Origin of the sequence: Streptomyces sp. BR123, from assembly GCF_013401435.1 — a bacterium.
Taxonomy (GTDB): domain Bacteria; phylum Actinomycetota; class Actinomycetes; order Streptomycetales; family Streptomycetaceae; genus Streptomyces.
Window position 1 is genome coordinate 1 of the sequence record NZ_JACBGN010000067.1, and the last position, 14226, is coordinate 14226.

Below are 14226 nucleotides of genomic sequence, written 5' to 3' on the forward strand. Positions count from 1 at the left end.
GGCGCGGTGTCGGGGTCGAGGGAGTTCGGCATGGGTTGCCTCGGTTGCTCGTGGGTTGCGGGGCCGGGGTCCGTCGTCCGTGGCCGTACCTGCGGTCGCAGGCCGCCCCTGGGGCGACGTTTCGTGGTGGGAGCCGGACCGGGCGACTGGCGTGCCGGTGCGGTACGGGGCGCACGGTATTCGTCAGGTGTCGTGCGCGTCCGAGACCGGACCCGCCCGGTCGGCGCGGATGACCACGAGTTCTTCCTCCGTCTGGCCCTGGCTGATCAGTCCTTGATCGATCAGCCAGGCGGCGCGGGCGGTGAGGACGGGGCCGAAGGGTTGGCGGCGGCGGGCCACGATCGACGCCTTGAGGCCGGCCTCCCCGAGCAGGCGCAGGGTCTTCTCCGGTGCGCACAGGACGGAATGGACGAGGAGCATCATTCCGTGGTCGGTGAGGAGTTGTGGTGCCATGGCGCACAACCGGTCCAGGTAGCGGCGGCCGTCGGGGCCCGCGTTCCAGGCCCGGGACCGGCCGCGTTCGGTGTCCGCAGAGACGGGGGTGGGGATGTAGGGCGGGTTGGCGGTCACCACGTCGTAGCGGTGGCGGGCGGCCTGACTGGTGCGGAAGTCTCCGTGTTCGACGCGCACGGAGAGCCGGTTGAGCCGGGCGTTGCAGCGGGCGGTCACCACCGCACGGTAGGAACTGTCCACGGCGCGTACGCGGTGTGCGCCCAAGCGGGCTGCCGTCATGGCGATGAGACCGGTTCCGGTGCATACGTCCAGGGCGTCGGCTCCTTGGGGGACGGCTGCCTTGGCCAGGGCGCCCTTGAGGAGGTAGGAGTCGCCCTGCGGCTCGTACACCCCCCAGGCCTTGAGCAGTTTGAGCTCGGTGGTGTCCACGCGTCATCTCTCCTTGTTCCTGCGGCAAGCCCGAGGGGAGCCTCGCCGGGGCGGCCTCGGGAGTTTCCCGGCCGGCGGGGTCTACGGGCGGGGGCCGTACGGCGCCACGCCGATGATGAGGATGCGGCGGTCCCCGGGGCCGGGGCGGTCACCCAGGCGGACGGGGGCGACGTGGTGGCTGACGCGGTGGTCGTGGACGGCGTACCCGTCGAGGGGTTCGGTGAGGGTGAAGCGAGCACGCACGGCTGTCCGGGGAAGGTCGTCGGGCTGCCGACCGACGCCTTCGGGGTCGGCGATGGTGTTTTCGCCGCCGCGGATGTTGGTGCAGCCGATCAGGTGGGCGAAAGTGAAGGTGGCGTGAGAGCCGCCGTCCTGGTGCAGGCAGTTGGGGGACGAGACGGCCTCGTCGGTACTGTCGTGCACGGCCAGTTTCAGCAGGTGGACGCCGACGTAGACCGGGGTGCGCTGCAGGTCCTCGAGCCACGTGGCATGGTCGAGGTCCGTACGGATCAGACGCAGCAGGAGGGGGTTGCCCCGGAGCGCGGCCGGGATGTCGGGCAAGCGGCGCCGCACGCCGGGGTATTCCGGATTGTGGTCGTCCTGCCAGAACTCCGTCACGGACCCGTAGGTGGCATCCGGCGCGCCCGGGGTGAAGGTCAGCTGCCCGGTCCACGGCAGGTACACGGCGTGGGAGTAGCGGCGGTAGCGGTGCGTGTGCGGTGCGTAGGGGTCGGGCGGGAGATGGGCGAAGGCTTCGTCGATCTGCGCCAGATCACCGCTGTGCTCGTCAGGGTGCAGGCCGATGTCCTCGGCGCGGTAGCGGGCATAGCCCTGTCGGCGGAGTGTGCTGGTGATGCCCTCCGTCACGGGCGGCGTGTCGTGCAGGGTCGGGAATTTCTTCACGGAGTCCTCCTGTGCCACCGGCCGCAGTCGCTTGCTGCCCTCCGTTCCCGGGCGCGGGGCTGCCCGGTCGCGGTTCCGCCAGGCTGGCATGCCGCGGGGAGGAATGCCGCCGCAAACCCGCCGGTCAGGTGAATTCCGCGGCGCCTTCCGGCCCGGCAGCCGTCCGCTCACCGGCAGGGGGAATGGGGGCGGTCAGGTCGTCGACCACTGCGGCCAGGCCGCCGGGCAGGCGGGCGGCGGCGCGCTGGCGGTGAGCGCCCGACCCCCGGCGCCCCAGCCGCTGCACGAATGCGGTGGCGGTGTCGGCGTCCCCGTGCGCCCGCAGGGCTGCCCCGATGTGCTCCAGCAGCCGCGCACCGCGCACCGGTGCGGCCAGGACCTCCCCGGTCAGGACGTCCATGCCGCGGCCGGTCCAGCCGTCCCGGGTGGCGTACCAGTAGGCGGAGCGCAGCAGCTCGCCACACAGCCGGGGCCCGGGATCGCCGCGGCGCACCGCCTCTGCCGCGGTGACCACCAGTGCCCGGATGATGGCGGCCAGGGCGGCGGAGTCGGCAGGTTCGGCCGGGACGTCCATGCAGCGCACCTCCAGCGTCGGCAGAGTCGGGTGCGGGCGGATGTCCCAGAACGGCAGCTCTGCGAACGGCATCGCACCCGCCGCCGTCATGGCGGCGGCGGTCTCGCGGTAGTGGTCGAAGGACTCGGCGTACGGGGGTGGCCCCAGGCAGGGGAAACGCGACCGGATCACCGACCGCCAACTGGCGTATCCCGTGTCGCGGCCGTCGTAGAAGGGTGAGTTGGCGCTCATCTCCACCAGCAGCGGGAGCCAGGGCCGCAGGTGGTTGCCGACCAGCACGGCCACTTCCCGGTCGGGCAGATGTACGTGGACGTGCAACGCGCTGACGGCGAAGTCGTCCATCATCGACCGGAACAACTCCACGCTGGCGCGGTAACGCGGATGCTCGCCCACAGGCACCGGCCCGCCCGGTCCGAGCACCGGGGTGGCCGACGGACACACGCCCAGCCCCTCGGCCGCCGCCGCCCGGGCGAGACCGGCCCGCAGCCGGACCAGTTCCTCGTGCACTCGGGCCACGGACGTGCACGGCGGGGTCCTGATCTCGATCTGGACATCGGTGAACTCACCCGATACCAGGTCACCCAGAGTGGTACCGGCCCGTGCGAGCACGCGGGATGCCGCGGGCGCCACGGAGCGGGTGCCCGCCGTCACCACGAAGAACTCCTCCTCCACACCCACCGTCGGAACATCCCCGCTCGCCCGCACGCCCACGGCGCCTTCGGTCTCGCTCGCGCTCATCCCCCCAGCATCAACCGGCGCGCGTGGTCCTGTCGTCTCCGGCAGCGCCCACTTGGAGGCACTGCCGGCGTCGGCACCGCCCGTACGATCGCCATCAGCCCGCCGGGGGCACGGCCTCGGCGGCGGACACGACCCGTGCACGGTGGCGTGACGCGGAGGGCGCCTTCGAGGCGTTCAACCAGTGCAGCGCCGGCCGGCCCGACCGGCCGCGCACCGCAGCTCAACGACGCGGCCCCCGAGGTGTGGGCCGAGCTGTCCCCCATCGAGGCCGCGCGGCGCGGACCGCCTGGGCCCGGACGACGGGGGGCTGCCCTCGTGGTTCTGCGGATCTGCCTGCGCCGGTCTGCCTGCCGCGCGCATGACTGGAGCTCGAGTGGACAGCCGCCGGGTGTGGAACCCACACCGACATCAGAGCACGGCAAGAACCGCCGGGGGCCGGGGGCAGGTCGCAGCGGCGGGGCGGGTCCGGACAGGCAGGTCGAGGAGCGGGCTCCGGACCGGCCTTCGGAGCTGCCGAAGCGGTCGTGGAGGGAGGTGCTGCGCGGGACGCTGAAGGAGTTCAAGGACGACGAGCTGGCGGACCGGGCGGCGGCACTCACCTACTACGGGGTACTGGCTCTGTTCCCTGCCCTGCTGGTGCTCGTCTCCCTGCTGGGCATCGCAGGCGAGTCGGCCACCCGAGAAGTGCTGGACAACCTGCAGAAGCTCACTCCGGGTGCGGCCCGCGATGTGATCGCAAACGCGGTCCGGCAGCTGCAGGCCGGCGCCGGCATCGGGTCGCTGTTGGCGGCCGTGGGCCTCGCCGTCGCGATCTGGTCCGCCTCCGGGTACGTCGCGGGGTTCATCCGCGCCTCGAACGCCGTCTACGACATGCCCGAGGGCCGTCCGGTATGGAAGCTCCTCCCACTGCGCCTGGCCTTGACCGTCTCGCTGATGATCCTGGCCGTCGCCGGCGCGGTGATCGTGGTGTTCACCGGCAGCCTGGCCCGGCAGGCCGGAGCCGCTCTGGGGATCGGGGACACCGCCATGGCGGTGTGGTCGATCGCGAAGTGGCCGGTCCTCGTCCTCCTCGTCACGACCATGATCGCGATCCTGTACTGGGCCGCGCCGAACGCCAGGGGCCGCGGCTTCCGGTGGGTCACCCCCGGCAGCTTCCTTGCGCTGGTGATCTGGATGATCGCCTCGGCCGGATTCGCGTTCTACGCCGCGAACTTCGGCTCCTACAACAAGACGTACGGCACTCTGGCGGGCGTGATCGTCTTCCTGGTATGGCTGTGGATCACGAACCTCGCCATCCTGCTCGGCCTGGAGTTCGACGCCGAGATGGTCCGCCAGCGCGCCATCGCCGGCGGGCACCCGGAGGACGAAGAGCCCTACACGGAGCCCCGGGACACACGGGGGTGGAGCGATGAGACCCGCCGGCGCCTGCGATGAGCGGGGCTCACGTCATCGTGCCGGCCTGCGGTTCCGCAGTGTCCCCCGTGGCGGTGGACGGCGCCGTTCGGGTCGAGACGTCCACGGGCCGTCCGGGGGAACGTGCCGGTTCATGCGTGTCCCCTGGCCCGGGTGGGGCCGCCGCAGTGGGCGGGGCGCCGATGAGGCCCCCATCGCGGCGGAGGACGGCGTATCCGAGGCCGATACCGATGGCGACGGGCCAATCGAGGACGTCTGCGGCTGCGAGTACGCCGAGGCCCAGGTAGAGCGGAAGGCCCTTCTTGGCGGGCAGCACCTGCCGGGCAACGGCCACGGGGAGCATCGCCGCGTTGGCGGCGCTGCCCGCGAGGTGGTCGAACGAGGGGACGGTCACGGTGAACGTGCGCTGTCTGCTGTCGTGCTCGTTCCGGAGCGGCTCGCCGGCAGCGGGCCTGTCTTGGGGAGAGGCCACAGGTCTCACCTCCGAGGCTGAGGGCTGAGAGGTCGATGGCTCCTCTGTTCCGCCTTTCCCTTACGGGGCGGAATACGCAGTTTCGACTAGATTGATTCCCGTTGTGCTCCGCACGCACGGCACACCGATCCCGCTTGCCCATCCGCCTGCAGCGCTTCAGGGAGCGACGCATCATGCCGGAGTCGGAGACACCTTCGTCATCCTCGTCGGCCCCCTCCGGGCCGGGTGCCGCCGCGGTCCTTCCGGTGCTCGGTTCGATGCTCTCGGACCTGGCCGGGTACGCGGCGTCGGGCGCACGGGCGGCTCGGGAGGCGGCAGAGATCCTCGCCGGCCGCTCCCGCCGCGAGGTGGGGTGGCGTCCGAGCCGCTGCTACATCGAGGTCGCGGGCGTCCACGGCGCGGGCGGCGAAAGGGTGGCCCGGCGCATCGAACGCACGCTCGAAGGACATCCGGGGGTGGTGTGGGCGAGGGTGAACGCGCCCATGGAGCGCGTGGTGGTCGAGGTGGCCTCGCCGCCCCCGCCCGAGAAGGAGTTGGTCGCCCTCGTGGAGGGCGCCGAAGGAGACCACGCCGCCGAGGAGGAGGCGTACGACGACTGGCGGCCCGAACCCGACCACCCGTCCGACGGCCCTCCCTTCGCCTGGCTTCCCGCTCTGGCGGCGGACACCCTAGGTCTGACCGTCGCCACCCTGCGCAGGATCGCCCCCTGGTTCGGCCTGCCCGCGGAAGTCGCCGCCGTCATCGACGCCCTCGGCACGCACCCGAAGCTGCGGCACCTGGTCGAGGACGTCGGCGGCGGGAAGCAGGCCGACTCCTTGCTCTCGGTGGTGGGGGCCCTCGTCCAGGGCGTGGCGACCGGCGGCGGCGGGATCGGTCTGGACATGCTGCTGCGCACAGCGGCGTGGCGCGAGGCGAGCGCCGAACGGGGAGCCTGGCGCGAGGCCGAAGCCGGACTCGTCCGCTCCCCGGAGGAGGCATCCGCGGACGCAGTGACGACGGACAGGGAAGGTCCGCTGCCCCAGGACGCGGCGGACCACTTCGCCGAGTGGTCGATGGCCGCCGGCGTCGCCGCCGCAGCAGCCGTGCTGCCCCTCGCCGGCCTCCGGCGGGCGGTCGCCGTCGCCGTGGCCTCGGTCCCCAAGGCCCCCCAGGCCGGCCGCGAGGGCTTCGCCGCGAGCCTCGGCCGGCACCTGGCACAGCGTGGGGTCGTCACGATGGACCGCACTGTCCTGCGACGTCTCGGCCAGGTGGACACGATCGTCCTGGACGAGGAAGCCCTGCGCGGCGACCGCTACGAGCCGATCGACCTCGAAGTGGCCGCCGGCTCAGATGCCCAGGCCGTGTCCGAACGCCTCTTCGCCCTCTACGACCCCGATGCTCCGCTGGCCGTCCACGGCGACGGCGACTGGATCCTCGGCCCTCCGGAGGAATTGGACCTCGACGAGGGGCCCGGCCGTGCCACCGGTTCCGCCACGCCGGGAGGGGACACGGCACAATCGGGCAACGGTGCCCCGGCGCAGCCCGGAGCCGGGGGCGAAGCACCGCCGGACACCGCGGAGGCGCTGCTCGACGCGGTGGAGAGGATACGGCGCCGGGGAGCCGACAAGGTCCTCGGTCTGGCCCGCGGGCGGCGCCTCCAGGCCGTCGCGGGCCTGGCCACCCGGTCTGCTCCGGGCGCCGAGGCCGTCGCGGCGGCGGCCCGGCGGGCAGGGGCCCGCATCGTCGTCGCCACCGCACGCGAGGACGCCCGCATCCCGTACGCCGATGCCGTCGTCCCGGCCGGCAGCCGATTGGCCGCGTCGGTACGCGGCCTCCAGGGTGACGGCGCCGTCGTCCTGCTCGTCTCCGGCAACCGCCGCGCCCTGGCCGAGGCCGACTGCGCGATCGGAGTCCACGGCGACGAGGAGCACACCCCGTGGGGCGCACACCTCCTGGTCGGCCCGGACCTCGAAGCGGCCGCCGTCGTGGTCGACGCCGTCGCCTCCGCCGCCGTGGTGGACCGCGACAGCCACCTTCTCTCCGCGGGCGGCAGCGGTGTCGGCGCCGTCGCGGCCCTGCAGTCGCCCACGCGGCGGGCGACGGCGCGCGTGCTGGCCATCGGCAACACGACCGGCCTCGTCGCGTTCTGCCTCGGCGTCTGGCGGGCCCGCCAGCTGCTGGACCGACCCTTGGCCCCACCGGTGTCCACGATCCCCTGGCATCTGATGCCCGCCGACCGGGTCCTCCAGCGGCTCGACAGCCGTGTGGAGGGACTCTCGGCGGCGGAGGCCGCCGCCCGCGTGCGCGAGGCGTACGCCGGGGCCCCCGGGCCGCTGACCCTCCCGTACGCGTTCGTCGAGGAACTCTCCAACCCGCTCACTCCCGTGCTCGCGGTCGGCGGCGCGCTGGCCGCGGCCGTGGGATCCCGTACCGACGCCGCGCTGGTCGCAGCGATCACCAGCCTCTCCGCGCTGGTCGGCGGCTTCCAGCGGGTACGCACTGACCGGGCCCTGGCGGAGCTGTTCGCCCGCTCCGCGATCGGCGCCCGCGTGCGCAGGGCCGGCCGTGAGCGGCTGGTGGCCGCCGGCGAACTGGTGCCCGGGGACATCGTCGTCCTCGGGCCCGAGGACGTCGTCCCCGCCGACTGCCGGCTGCTGGAGGGCGAGGGCCTGGAGGTGGACGAGTCCTCACTCACCGGAGAGTCCCTCGCGGTGGCCAAGGACCCGGCCCCCGTCGTCGCCGCGCACCTCCAGGGCCGCACCTCGATGCTCTACGAGGGCACCAGCGTGTCGGCCGGGCACGGCGTGGCCGTCGTCGTCGCCACCGGACAGGCCACCGAGGCGGGTCGGAGCCTGGCCACGGCCCGCCAGTCCGCGCCGGAGACCGGAGTGGAGTCCCGGCTGTCCTCCCTCACCCGCTCCAGCATCCCCATCGCCCTCGGCTCCGCTGTCGCCGTGGTCCTCTCGGGCCTGCTCCACGGTCGGCCGCTCTCCGACAACCTCGCCTCCGCCGTCAACCTCGCCGTCGCCTCCGTACCCGAGGGCCTGCCCTTCCTGGTCAACGCCGCACAGCTCGCCGCGGCCCGCCGTCTTGCCGAGGTGGGCGCGCTGGTCCGCAACCCCCGGACGGTCGAGGCCCTCGGCCGCGCGGACGTGCTCTGCTTCGACAAGACGGGCACGCTCACCGAGGGAACCCTGCGCCTGTCCGGGGTCCACGACGGCGCGACCACCGCAACTCCGGAGCGTCTCGGCAGCCGGCACAAGGAGGTCTTGGCCGCCGCGTTGCGGGCCACCCCGGCGGCTCGGCAGGCCGAACCCGTGGCCCACCAGACCGACCGGGCCGTCCTGGAGGGCGCCCAGCGCGCCCGGGTCAGCGCGCGCACCGGCGCCACCCGCTGGCGGCGCACCGACACCCTGCCCTTCGAGCCCGCCAGGGCCTACCACGCCACCACCGGACAGACCTCCGGCGGTGCCCTGCTCAGCGTCAAGGGCGCGCCCGAGAACGTCATCGCCCGCTGTACCCGCCGCCGCGCCCCACGCGGCGGAGCCACCGTGCTGGACGACGCCGCCCGTGCGGAGCTGACCGCGGCGGCGGAGGAGCTTGCCGCCGCCGGGCGCCGGGTGCTGGCCGTGGCCGAACGCCGTATGCCCGATGACGAGGAGCTGACCGACGAGGCCGTACGCGAGCTGATCCTGCTCGGCTTCGTCACCCTCTCCGACCCGCTGCGGTCCAGCGCCGCGCCCGCCACCGCCCGCCTGCGGGCAGCCGGTGTGCAGACCGTCATGCTCACCGGCGACCACCCCGCCACCGCCGACGCCATCGCCTCCGCCATCGGCGACATGGCCGGCGGCCCGACTCAGGGCGCGGCAGCGCCGACCACCGACGAGGCGACCGAACTCACCGTCCGCACCGGCCCCGAACTCGACGAGCTGGACGACGACGCCCTGGCCGAAGTGCTGCCCACCGTGGACGTCATCGCCCGCTGCAGCCCCGCCCACAAGGTCCGCATCGTCCAGGCGTACCAGCGCATGGGCCGTGTCGTGGCCATGACCGGCGACGGCGCCAACGACGCGCCCGCCATCCGGCTCGCAGACGTCGGCATCGCGCTGGGCCGCCGCGGCACCCCTGCCGCGACCGCCGCAGCCGACCTCGTCGTCACCGACGACCGGCTCGAGACCATCGTCGCCGCCCTCACCGAAGGCCGCGCCATGTGGGCCTCGGTCCGCGCCGCCCTCGCCATCCTCATCGGCGGCAACCTCGGCGAGGTCACCTTCAGCGTCCTGGCCTCCGTCGTCACCGGCACCACCCCGCTCAACGCCCGCCAGATCATGCTGGTGAACCTGCTGACCGACCTCGCCCCCTCCCTGGCGATCGCCATGCGGGAACCCACCGGCACCACCGGCGCACGCCTCCTCGACGAGGGCCCGCACCGCTCCCTGAGCACCCCCCTCACCCACGACATGCTGCACCGCGGCGCGGTGACCGCCACCGGAGCCGGGCTCGCCTGGACAGCGGCCCGCCTGACCGGGCGCGCCGGACGGGCCGGCACCGTCGCTCTGGCCGCCGTCGTCGGCACCCAGCTCGTCCAGACCCTCACCACCGGCGGCACGGACCGCAACGTCCTCGTCGCCGGTCTCGGCTCGGCCGCCATTCTGGCCGCGATCATCCAGACCCCCGGCGTGAGCCGGTTCTTCGGCTGCACACCCCTGGGCCCCCTCGCCTGGGGCATCGCCCTCGGCTCCATCGCCGTCGCCATCGCCCTCGGCTACCTCTGGACCCGCCTGTCGCCGGCTTCCACAGCAGCTCGGTGATCCGGGCGTTCGCCTGCTCGGCAAGCCCGTCGAGACGGACGGTTCCTGGGGGTCGCGCGGGTTCCTGAGGTGGCGGGCGTGGTCGAGCCCGGTCGCCGCCGGTCGAGGAGTTCACGCGACCGCGCGGTTGCATGTCGGCGTACCGGGAAGGCGCTGGCAGTCCGAGCCCAATCGGCCGGTGGGGCCGCCCGGCCCCGCGGCCTGCGAAGCCTGGAGACTGCCATGACCACAGCACGCGAGATCATGACGCCCGGCGCCACCTGTATCGGAGCCGAGGACAGCGTCCTCGACGCGGCGAAGAAGATGACCGATCTCGGGGTGGGAGCGCTGCCGATCTGCGGCACCGACAACAAACTCAAGGGGATGCTGACCGACCGCGACATCGTCGTGAAGGTCCTTGGCCAAGGCAAGGACCCCGCCGAGGTGAAGGCGGGGGAGCTCGCCCAGGGCGAGGCCGTCACCATCGGCGCGGACGACGACGCCTCGGAGATCCTCCGCACGATGACCGAACACAAGGTCCGCCGCCTGCCCGTCATCGACGGCCACACCCTCGTCGGAATCGTGGCCCAGGCCGATGTCGCCCGCGCCCTTCCCGACCCGGAGGTCGGCGACCTCCTCCAAGCCCTCTCCAGCGACTGACTCGCCGTCACCGCTACGTCCGAGGAGTCGGGAACACCACCGGCCGACGGTCCCGCCGGCGGTCGCGTCCGGCGGCGGAAGCGACCGCTGGCCGAACGCCCGACTGCGGGCGGAATGCCGACGGAGTGCTGGCACGTCTGACCGTGGTGTCGACCGGCGGTCCGACCCGGCGGGCACCCGCCCGATCGGCATGTCATGTACGCGGTGCGGCGAAGGGGCTGTGTTCGAGGTCGTCGAGGAGGTGGGCAGGGTCGCGGTACACGCGGCCGGCGCCTGCGGATTCCAGGTCGAGCTTGGGGATCCCGCCGCTGAGGAGGCCCGCGCAGGTGACCCCGGCCCGCCTGCCGGCTTTCATGTCCCACACGCTGTCACCGACGAAAACCGACCGTTCTGCGACGGCGCCGGCGAGTCCAAGGGCATGGTGGATCGGGTCCGGGGCGGGCTTGCCCGCCTCCACGTCGTCGGCGCTGGCAGTGGCGGTGATCGCGTCGTCCGCGTCGATGGCCTTGGTCAGCGCATCCAGCTCGACTCCGCCGGCCGAGGTGACCAGGACCACGCGCCAGCCCTGCGCGTGGAGCGCGCGCAGGAGCCGGTCGGCTCCGCGCAGGCGGGGCAGTCGCTCGAAGTAGCCGGCGTAGAGGGTGTCGTGGGCGGCGCTGAGAGCGTCGTCATGGCCGGTGTCGCGGTCTTCGCCGAGGAGATGGGCGATGAGGTCGCTGCCCGGCAGCCCGATGGCGCGGTGGATGTCGTGCATCGCCACGTCGTGGCCGGCTTGTCGCAGTGCCTGCCACCAGCAGGTGACGTGCAGATGGTTGGAGTCGACGAGAGTGCCATCGACATCGAACAAGGCCGCCCGATTCATTGCCGATCTCCTTGAGTGAGCTGGTGGCGCCATTGGCCCGGCTGCACAGGAGGAGCGCGAGGCAGCCGGTGAACGGTCCGCGCCGGTCAGGCCCCCTTGACGAGGCAGTCGTAAGGTTGCTCCGCGCGGGGGGTGCAGCCGGCCGCCACGACCTTCCAGCCTGCGTCGAACTGCGACAGGAACAGTGTGTCGCCGGTCAGCCGTACCATCGCCTGCCGCCCGAACGTCTGCGTCACCGCCGCCCCGGCCGTTGCCGGCAGCCGCTTGCCGGCGAGGGCCGGGCCGCACGGTGAGGCTTCCGCGACTGCCTTGCGGGTTTCCGGCGCGAGGAGCGCGCAGGCCTGCTCGAACCGGGCCGCGCCCAACGCCGTCTCGAAGGCGCGGGCTGTCGAGACAGCCGCGTCCTCGCGGCCCGACGGCCCTCCGCACCCGCCGACGCTCCCCACGCTCACGGCCGCTGCCAACACCCATCCGATCCGGTGTGCCTTTCGGCGCACGCTCGGCCGACCGGTGGCCGGCGTCATTTCGACGCCGCGGGTTCTGTGGTCTTCCCGCAGCGGCACGATCGCGTCCACCGGGTCTCCTTTCGGGCTCGGCAACGGTGGCCGGAACGCCCGGGGCCACCGATGATTCGCTTCGTTTCTGCCGGCCTGGACCGGGCGCCCTTGGGGGACGCGTGGCGTCGCCTTCGGGTGGCTGTGCCGGGCTGCGGGTGTCAGGTGTGGAGGCGGCTGTTGGTGCCGTCGTGTGCGTCGGCGCCTTCGTCGTCGAACCAGTAGTCCCCGGCGGCCAGATAGCGGAAGGAATGGGAGCTGTGGGAGGGGAGGGAGACGGTGACGGCGCGCATTCCGTCGCCGCGGGCCTGCATCGGATGGGCGGACGGGTTCCAGTGGTTGAAGTCGCCGACCACGCTGACCGGCCCGGCCGGGGCGTTCTCGGGGAGGACGAACGTGATGTGGGTGTGGCCCTTGACCTGCTTGCGTTCGAGCACCGAAGGGACTCCAGGAGGGGACGACGGGGAAGAGGGGGCCCTGAATTCTCGCGCCGAGGCCCGCCCGCCCGGCGCGGCACACGCTGCCGGTCGGCCGGGTGTCACCCGCCCGGGCGCCGGCCGGCTGCCGCGCGCCCGCGCAATGAGGCCGCGGCCGCGGTATTCCAGCTCATCCGTCTGCCTGGCCCCGAGGTGGAACCGGGGAGTTTTCGAGGAGGTGCTGCAGGGCGGTGAAGGTGGCTGCATCAGCCTGTCCGCGCCGGGGCCGGACACACCGTGCGCGAGCGGCCCTGGAGGGTGGGGGCGGCCCGACCGGCCGGAGCCCGCCCTGCCCCTCTGACCCGGATCGTCCCACGGCCGGGCCGGGAAGACCGGGCCTACGCCCGGCGGCCGAGACGCGCGGAGCTCACAGAGCCCCCGGTAGGTGGGCGTGGATCGTCTTGCCGCCCGCCGACGTCGGGCGAACCTCCACATGGGAGGCGAGCCGGTTCACCAGCGGCCAGCCGTACCCGCCGACCGCGCCCGCCGGAACAGGCGGCCGCAGACGGGGTGGGTGGGGGCTGGAGTCGGTGACGTCGATGTCGATGCCGTCGTCGGCCCAGGTCACATCGAGCAGACAGAGACCGCCGGTATGCCGTACGGCGTTGGCCACGAGCTCGCTGGCGACCAGGAGGGCATCGTGCTCGACGGATTCCGGCAGCACGTGGCCCACGTTCGCGGCGTCGTCGACCAGCCTGCGGACCTCTTCACGGGCCCGGGCCGCCGCACCGATGCCACGGCACTCGCAGTGCCGCGCCGGGTCGGTCATCTCCCCTCGCCCCCTACCACGCTCGGACCATGCGCCTGCCCGCCCGCCACAGCGCTACCCCTCGCCCGTGGGGCCTCGGCGCACACAGGGCCTCCCGGTCCGCGGCGACCACCACGTGGTGTGCCCGGGAGGATGCGGTGCGCGGCGTGGCCGTGGGTCGGGGGCGGTGTCAGGCTTGAGGCAAGCGGCCACCGAGCCATCGGCCCGCGTCCGTGTCTCGCCCCGCGCGCTTGCCGTCCAGCCGAAGGGACCGCGATGAGTGACCAAGGGGAATCCTCACCCCGTGGCGGCAGTGGCCGGCCGGGCGTGCCGGGCACGGCCACCTGCCGGACGGAACGGCCCGGCGTGTCGGTGATCAACCTGGTGGGAGACTTCGACGCCGACAGCGCCAAGGAACTCACCCGCGCCTTCGAGGAAGCCGCTCGCGGCGGTGGCAGGACGATTGCCGACTGCACCGGCATCACCTTCGCCGACGTCTTCCTCCTCCACACCCTGCTCGACGCCAACACCACGCACGACCTGACCCTGGCCGGACCTCCGCCCTACCCGCTCCTCGTTCTTCTGGACGGCACCGGCACCACCGACCGCTTCACCATCACCCCCGACCTGCACTCCGCCCTCGACCAGTAGCCCGGCGGCCTTCCGCGCATGCCGTCGGCGCCGATCATGTGCGGGTCTCGGCTCCGGTCGGCCCCGGTACGGTCCGGCAGCGATATCGGGCCGTGACCGGGACGCCCGTGTGGCGGGGCGCGGACGGGGCAGGCGTGCGGCTGACTCCCACCGACCTCACCTGCCTGGAGGCTTTTTCGATGTCCCGTGTAGACGCTGACATGGACGTATCTCTCACCGGTGCGGGCCAGAACGCCGTCCCCCTCCGTGCACGGCTGTCCTATACCGCCGCCGACCCCTTGGCGGTGCGGGTGGAGTTCTTCCATCGCGCGGTACGCCTGGCGTGCTGGCATTTCGACCGCCAGACGCTGGCCGAGGGACTCCACCGGCCGACCGGGGAGGGAGACGTGTTTTCGGCCCGGCCACCAACGGCACGGAACGGGTGGTGCGGATGGAACTGCACGGCCGCAACGCGCACGGACCTGCCGTGGCCGTTTTCCTTGCGAACGCATGCGCCCTCGACCGCTTCTTGAGCCGGACTCATG

Annotated in this window: 13 protein-coding genes; 5 read left to right on the forward strand and 8 right to left on the reverse strand. The window is 73.1% G+C overall.

Going from position 1 to position 14226, the window contains the following annotated elements; translation table 11 throughout:
* Window positions 1-183 precede the first annotated feature (183 nt).
* The 3 genes from HYE82_RS13715 to HYE82_RS13725 form a co-directional block, all read right to left on the reverse strand.
* Complete coding sequence (locus tag HYE82_RS13715; RefSeq protein ID WP_309144310.1) at window positions 184-882, reverse strand: HemK2/MTQ2 family protein methyltransferase; 699 nt, start codon at window positions 880-882, stop codon at window positions 184-186.
* An 81-nt stretch (window positions 883-963) separates the two neighbouring features.
* The gene (locus HYE82_RS13720) at window positions 964-1785 is read right to left on the reverse strand and encodes a 2OG-Fe dioxygenase family protein (protein ID WP_179174300.1); all 822 of its coding nucleotides are present in this window, start codon (window positions 1783-1785) and stop codon (window positions 964-966) included.
* Between the two features lie 124 nt (window positions 1786-1909).
* The gene (locus tag HYE82_RS13725; RefSeq protein WP_179174301.1) at window positions 1910-3097 is read right to left on the reverse strand and encodes a YbdK family carboxylate-amine ligase; all 1188 of its coding nucleotides are present in this window, start codon (window positions 3095-3097) and stop codon (window positions 1910-1912) included.
* A gap of 390 nt (window positions 3098-3487) precedes the next feature.
* On the opposite strand from HYE82_RS13725, the gene HYE82_RS13730 reads away from it, so the two are divergent.
* Window positions 3488-4531 (forward strand): YihY/virulence factor BrkB family protein, encoded by a 1044-nt coding sequence (locus HYE82_RS13730; RefSeq protein ID WP_179174302.1) that lies wholly within the window; start codon window positions 3488-3490, stop codon window positions 4529-4531.
* Window positions 4532-4538: 7 nt separating this feature from the next.
* Here HYE82_RS13730 and HYE82_RS13735 read toward each other — a convergent pair whose 3' ends face one another.
* Window positions 4539-4982: a hypothetical protein gene (locus HYE82_RS13735; protein WP_179174303.1), complete on the reverse strand. Its 444-nt coding sequence runs from the start codon at window positions 4980-4982 to the stop codon at window positions 4539-4541.
* Window positions 4983-5155: 173 nt separating this feature from the next.
* On the opposite strand from HYE82_RS13735, the gene HYE82_RS13740 reads away from it, so the two are divergent.
* Both HYE82_RS13740 and HYE82_RS13745 read left to right on the forward strand, forming a co-directional pair.
* Window positions 5156-9772: an HAD-IC family P-type ATPase gene (locus HYE82_RS13740; protein WP_256987187.1), complete on the forward strand. Its 4617-nt coding sequence runs from the start codon at window positions 5156-5158 to the stop codon at window positions 9770-9772.
* A 222-nt stretch (window positions 9773-9994) separates the two neighbouring features.
* Window positions 9995-10411 (forward strand): CBS domain-containing protein, encoded by a 417-nt coding sequence (locus HYE82_RS13745; RefSeq protein ID WP_179174304.1) that lies wholly within the window; start codon window positions 9995-9997, stop codon window positions 10409-10411.
* Window positions 10412-10604: 193 nt separating this feature from the next.
* Here the strand turns inward: HYE82_RS13745 and HYE82_RS13750 are convergent, their stop codons facing one another.
* The 4 genes from HYE82_RS13750 to HYE82_RS13765 form a co-directional block, all read right to left on the reverse strand.
* Window positions 10605-11273 (reverse strand): HAD family hydrolase, encoded by a 669-nt coding sequence (locus tag HYE82_RS13750; protein WP_179174305.1) that lies wholly within the window; start codon window positions 11271-11273, stop codon window positions 10605-10607.
* An 86-nt stretch (window positions 11274-11359) separates the two neighbouring features.
* A complete protein-coding gene (locus HYE82_RS38005) occupies window positions 11360-11848 on the reverse strand; it encodes a hypothetical protein (protein ID WP_309144311.1) in 489 nt (162 codons plus the stop codon).
* Between the two features lie 140 nt (window positions 11849-11988).
* Window positions 11989-12264, reverse strand: coding sequence for an isoamylase early set domain-containing protein (locus HYE82_RS13760; RefSeq protein ID WP_179174306.1), 276 nt, complete (start codon window positions 12262-12264; stop codon window positions 11989-11991).
* A 406-nt stretch (window positions 12265-12670) separates the two neighbouring features.
* The gene (locus tag HYE82_RS13765; RefSeq protein ID WP_179174307.1) at window positions 12671-13072 is read right to left on the reverse strand and encodes an ATP-binding protein; all 402 of its coding nucleotides are present in this window, start codon (window positions 13070-13072) and stop codon (window positions 12671-12673) included.
* Window positions 13073-13417: 345 nt separating this feature from the next.
* Between HYE82_RS13765 and HYE82_RS13770 the strand changes: the two genes are divergently transcribed.
* Complete coding sequence (locus tag HYE82_RS13770) at window positions 13418-13702, forward strand: STAS domain-containing protein (protein WP_179174308.1); 285 nt, start codon at window positions 13418-13420, stop codon at window positions 13700-13702.
* 200 nt (window positions 13703-13902) lie between these two features.
* Window positions 13903-14214, forward strand: a complete 312-nt coding sequence (locus HYE82_RS39500; protein WP_369009805.1) for an SsgA family sporulation/cell division regulator — start codon at window positions 13903-13905, stop codon at window positions 14212-14214.
* Window positions 14215-14226 lie beyond the last annotated feature (12 nt).

Excerpts from the sequence above, each read along its gene's own strand:
- HYE82_RS13725 (WP_179174301.1), bottom strand. The coding sequence starts at position 3,097 with ATGAGCGCGAGCGAGACCGAAGGCGCCGTGGGCGTGCGGGCGAGCGGG.
- HYE82_RS13740 (WP_256987187.1), top strand. The coding sequence starts at position 5,156 with ATGCCGGAGTCGGAGACACCTTCGTCATCCTCGTCGGCCCCCTCCGGG.
- HYE82_RS13745 (WP_179174304.1), top strand. The coding sequence starts at position 9,995 with ATGACCACAGCACGCGAGATCATGACGCCCGGCGCCACCTGTATCGGA.
- HYE82_RS13750 (WP_179174305.1), bottom strand. The coding sequence starts at position 11,273 with ATGAATCGGGCGGCCTTGTTCGATGTCGATGGCACTCTCGTCGACTCC.
- HYE82_RS13765 (WP_179174307.1), bottom strand. The coding sequence starts at position 13,072 with ATGACCGACCCGGCGCGGCACTGCGAGTGCCGTGGCATCGGTGCGGCG.
- HYE82_RS39500 (WP_369009805.1), top strand. The coding sequence starts at position 13,903 with ATGGACGTATCTCTCACCGGTGCGGGCCAGAACGCCGTCCCCCTCCGT.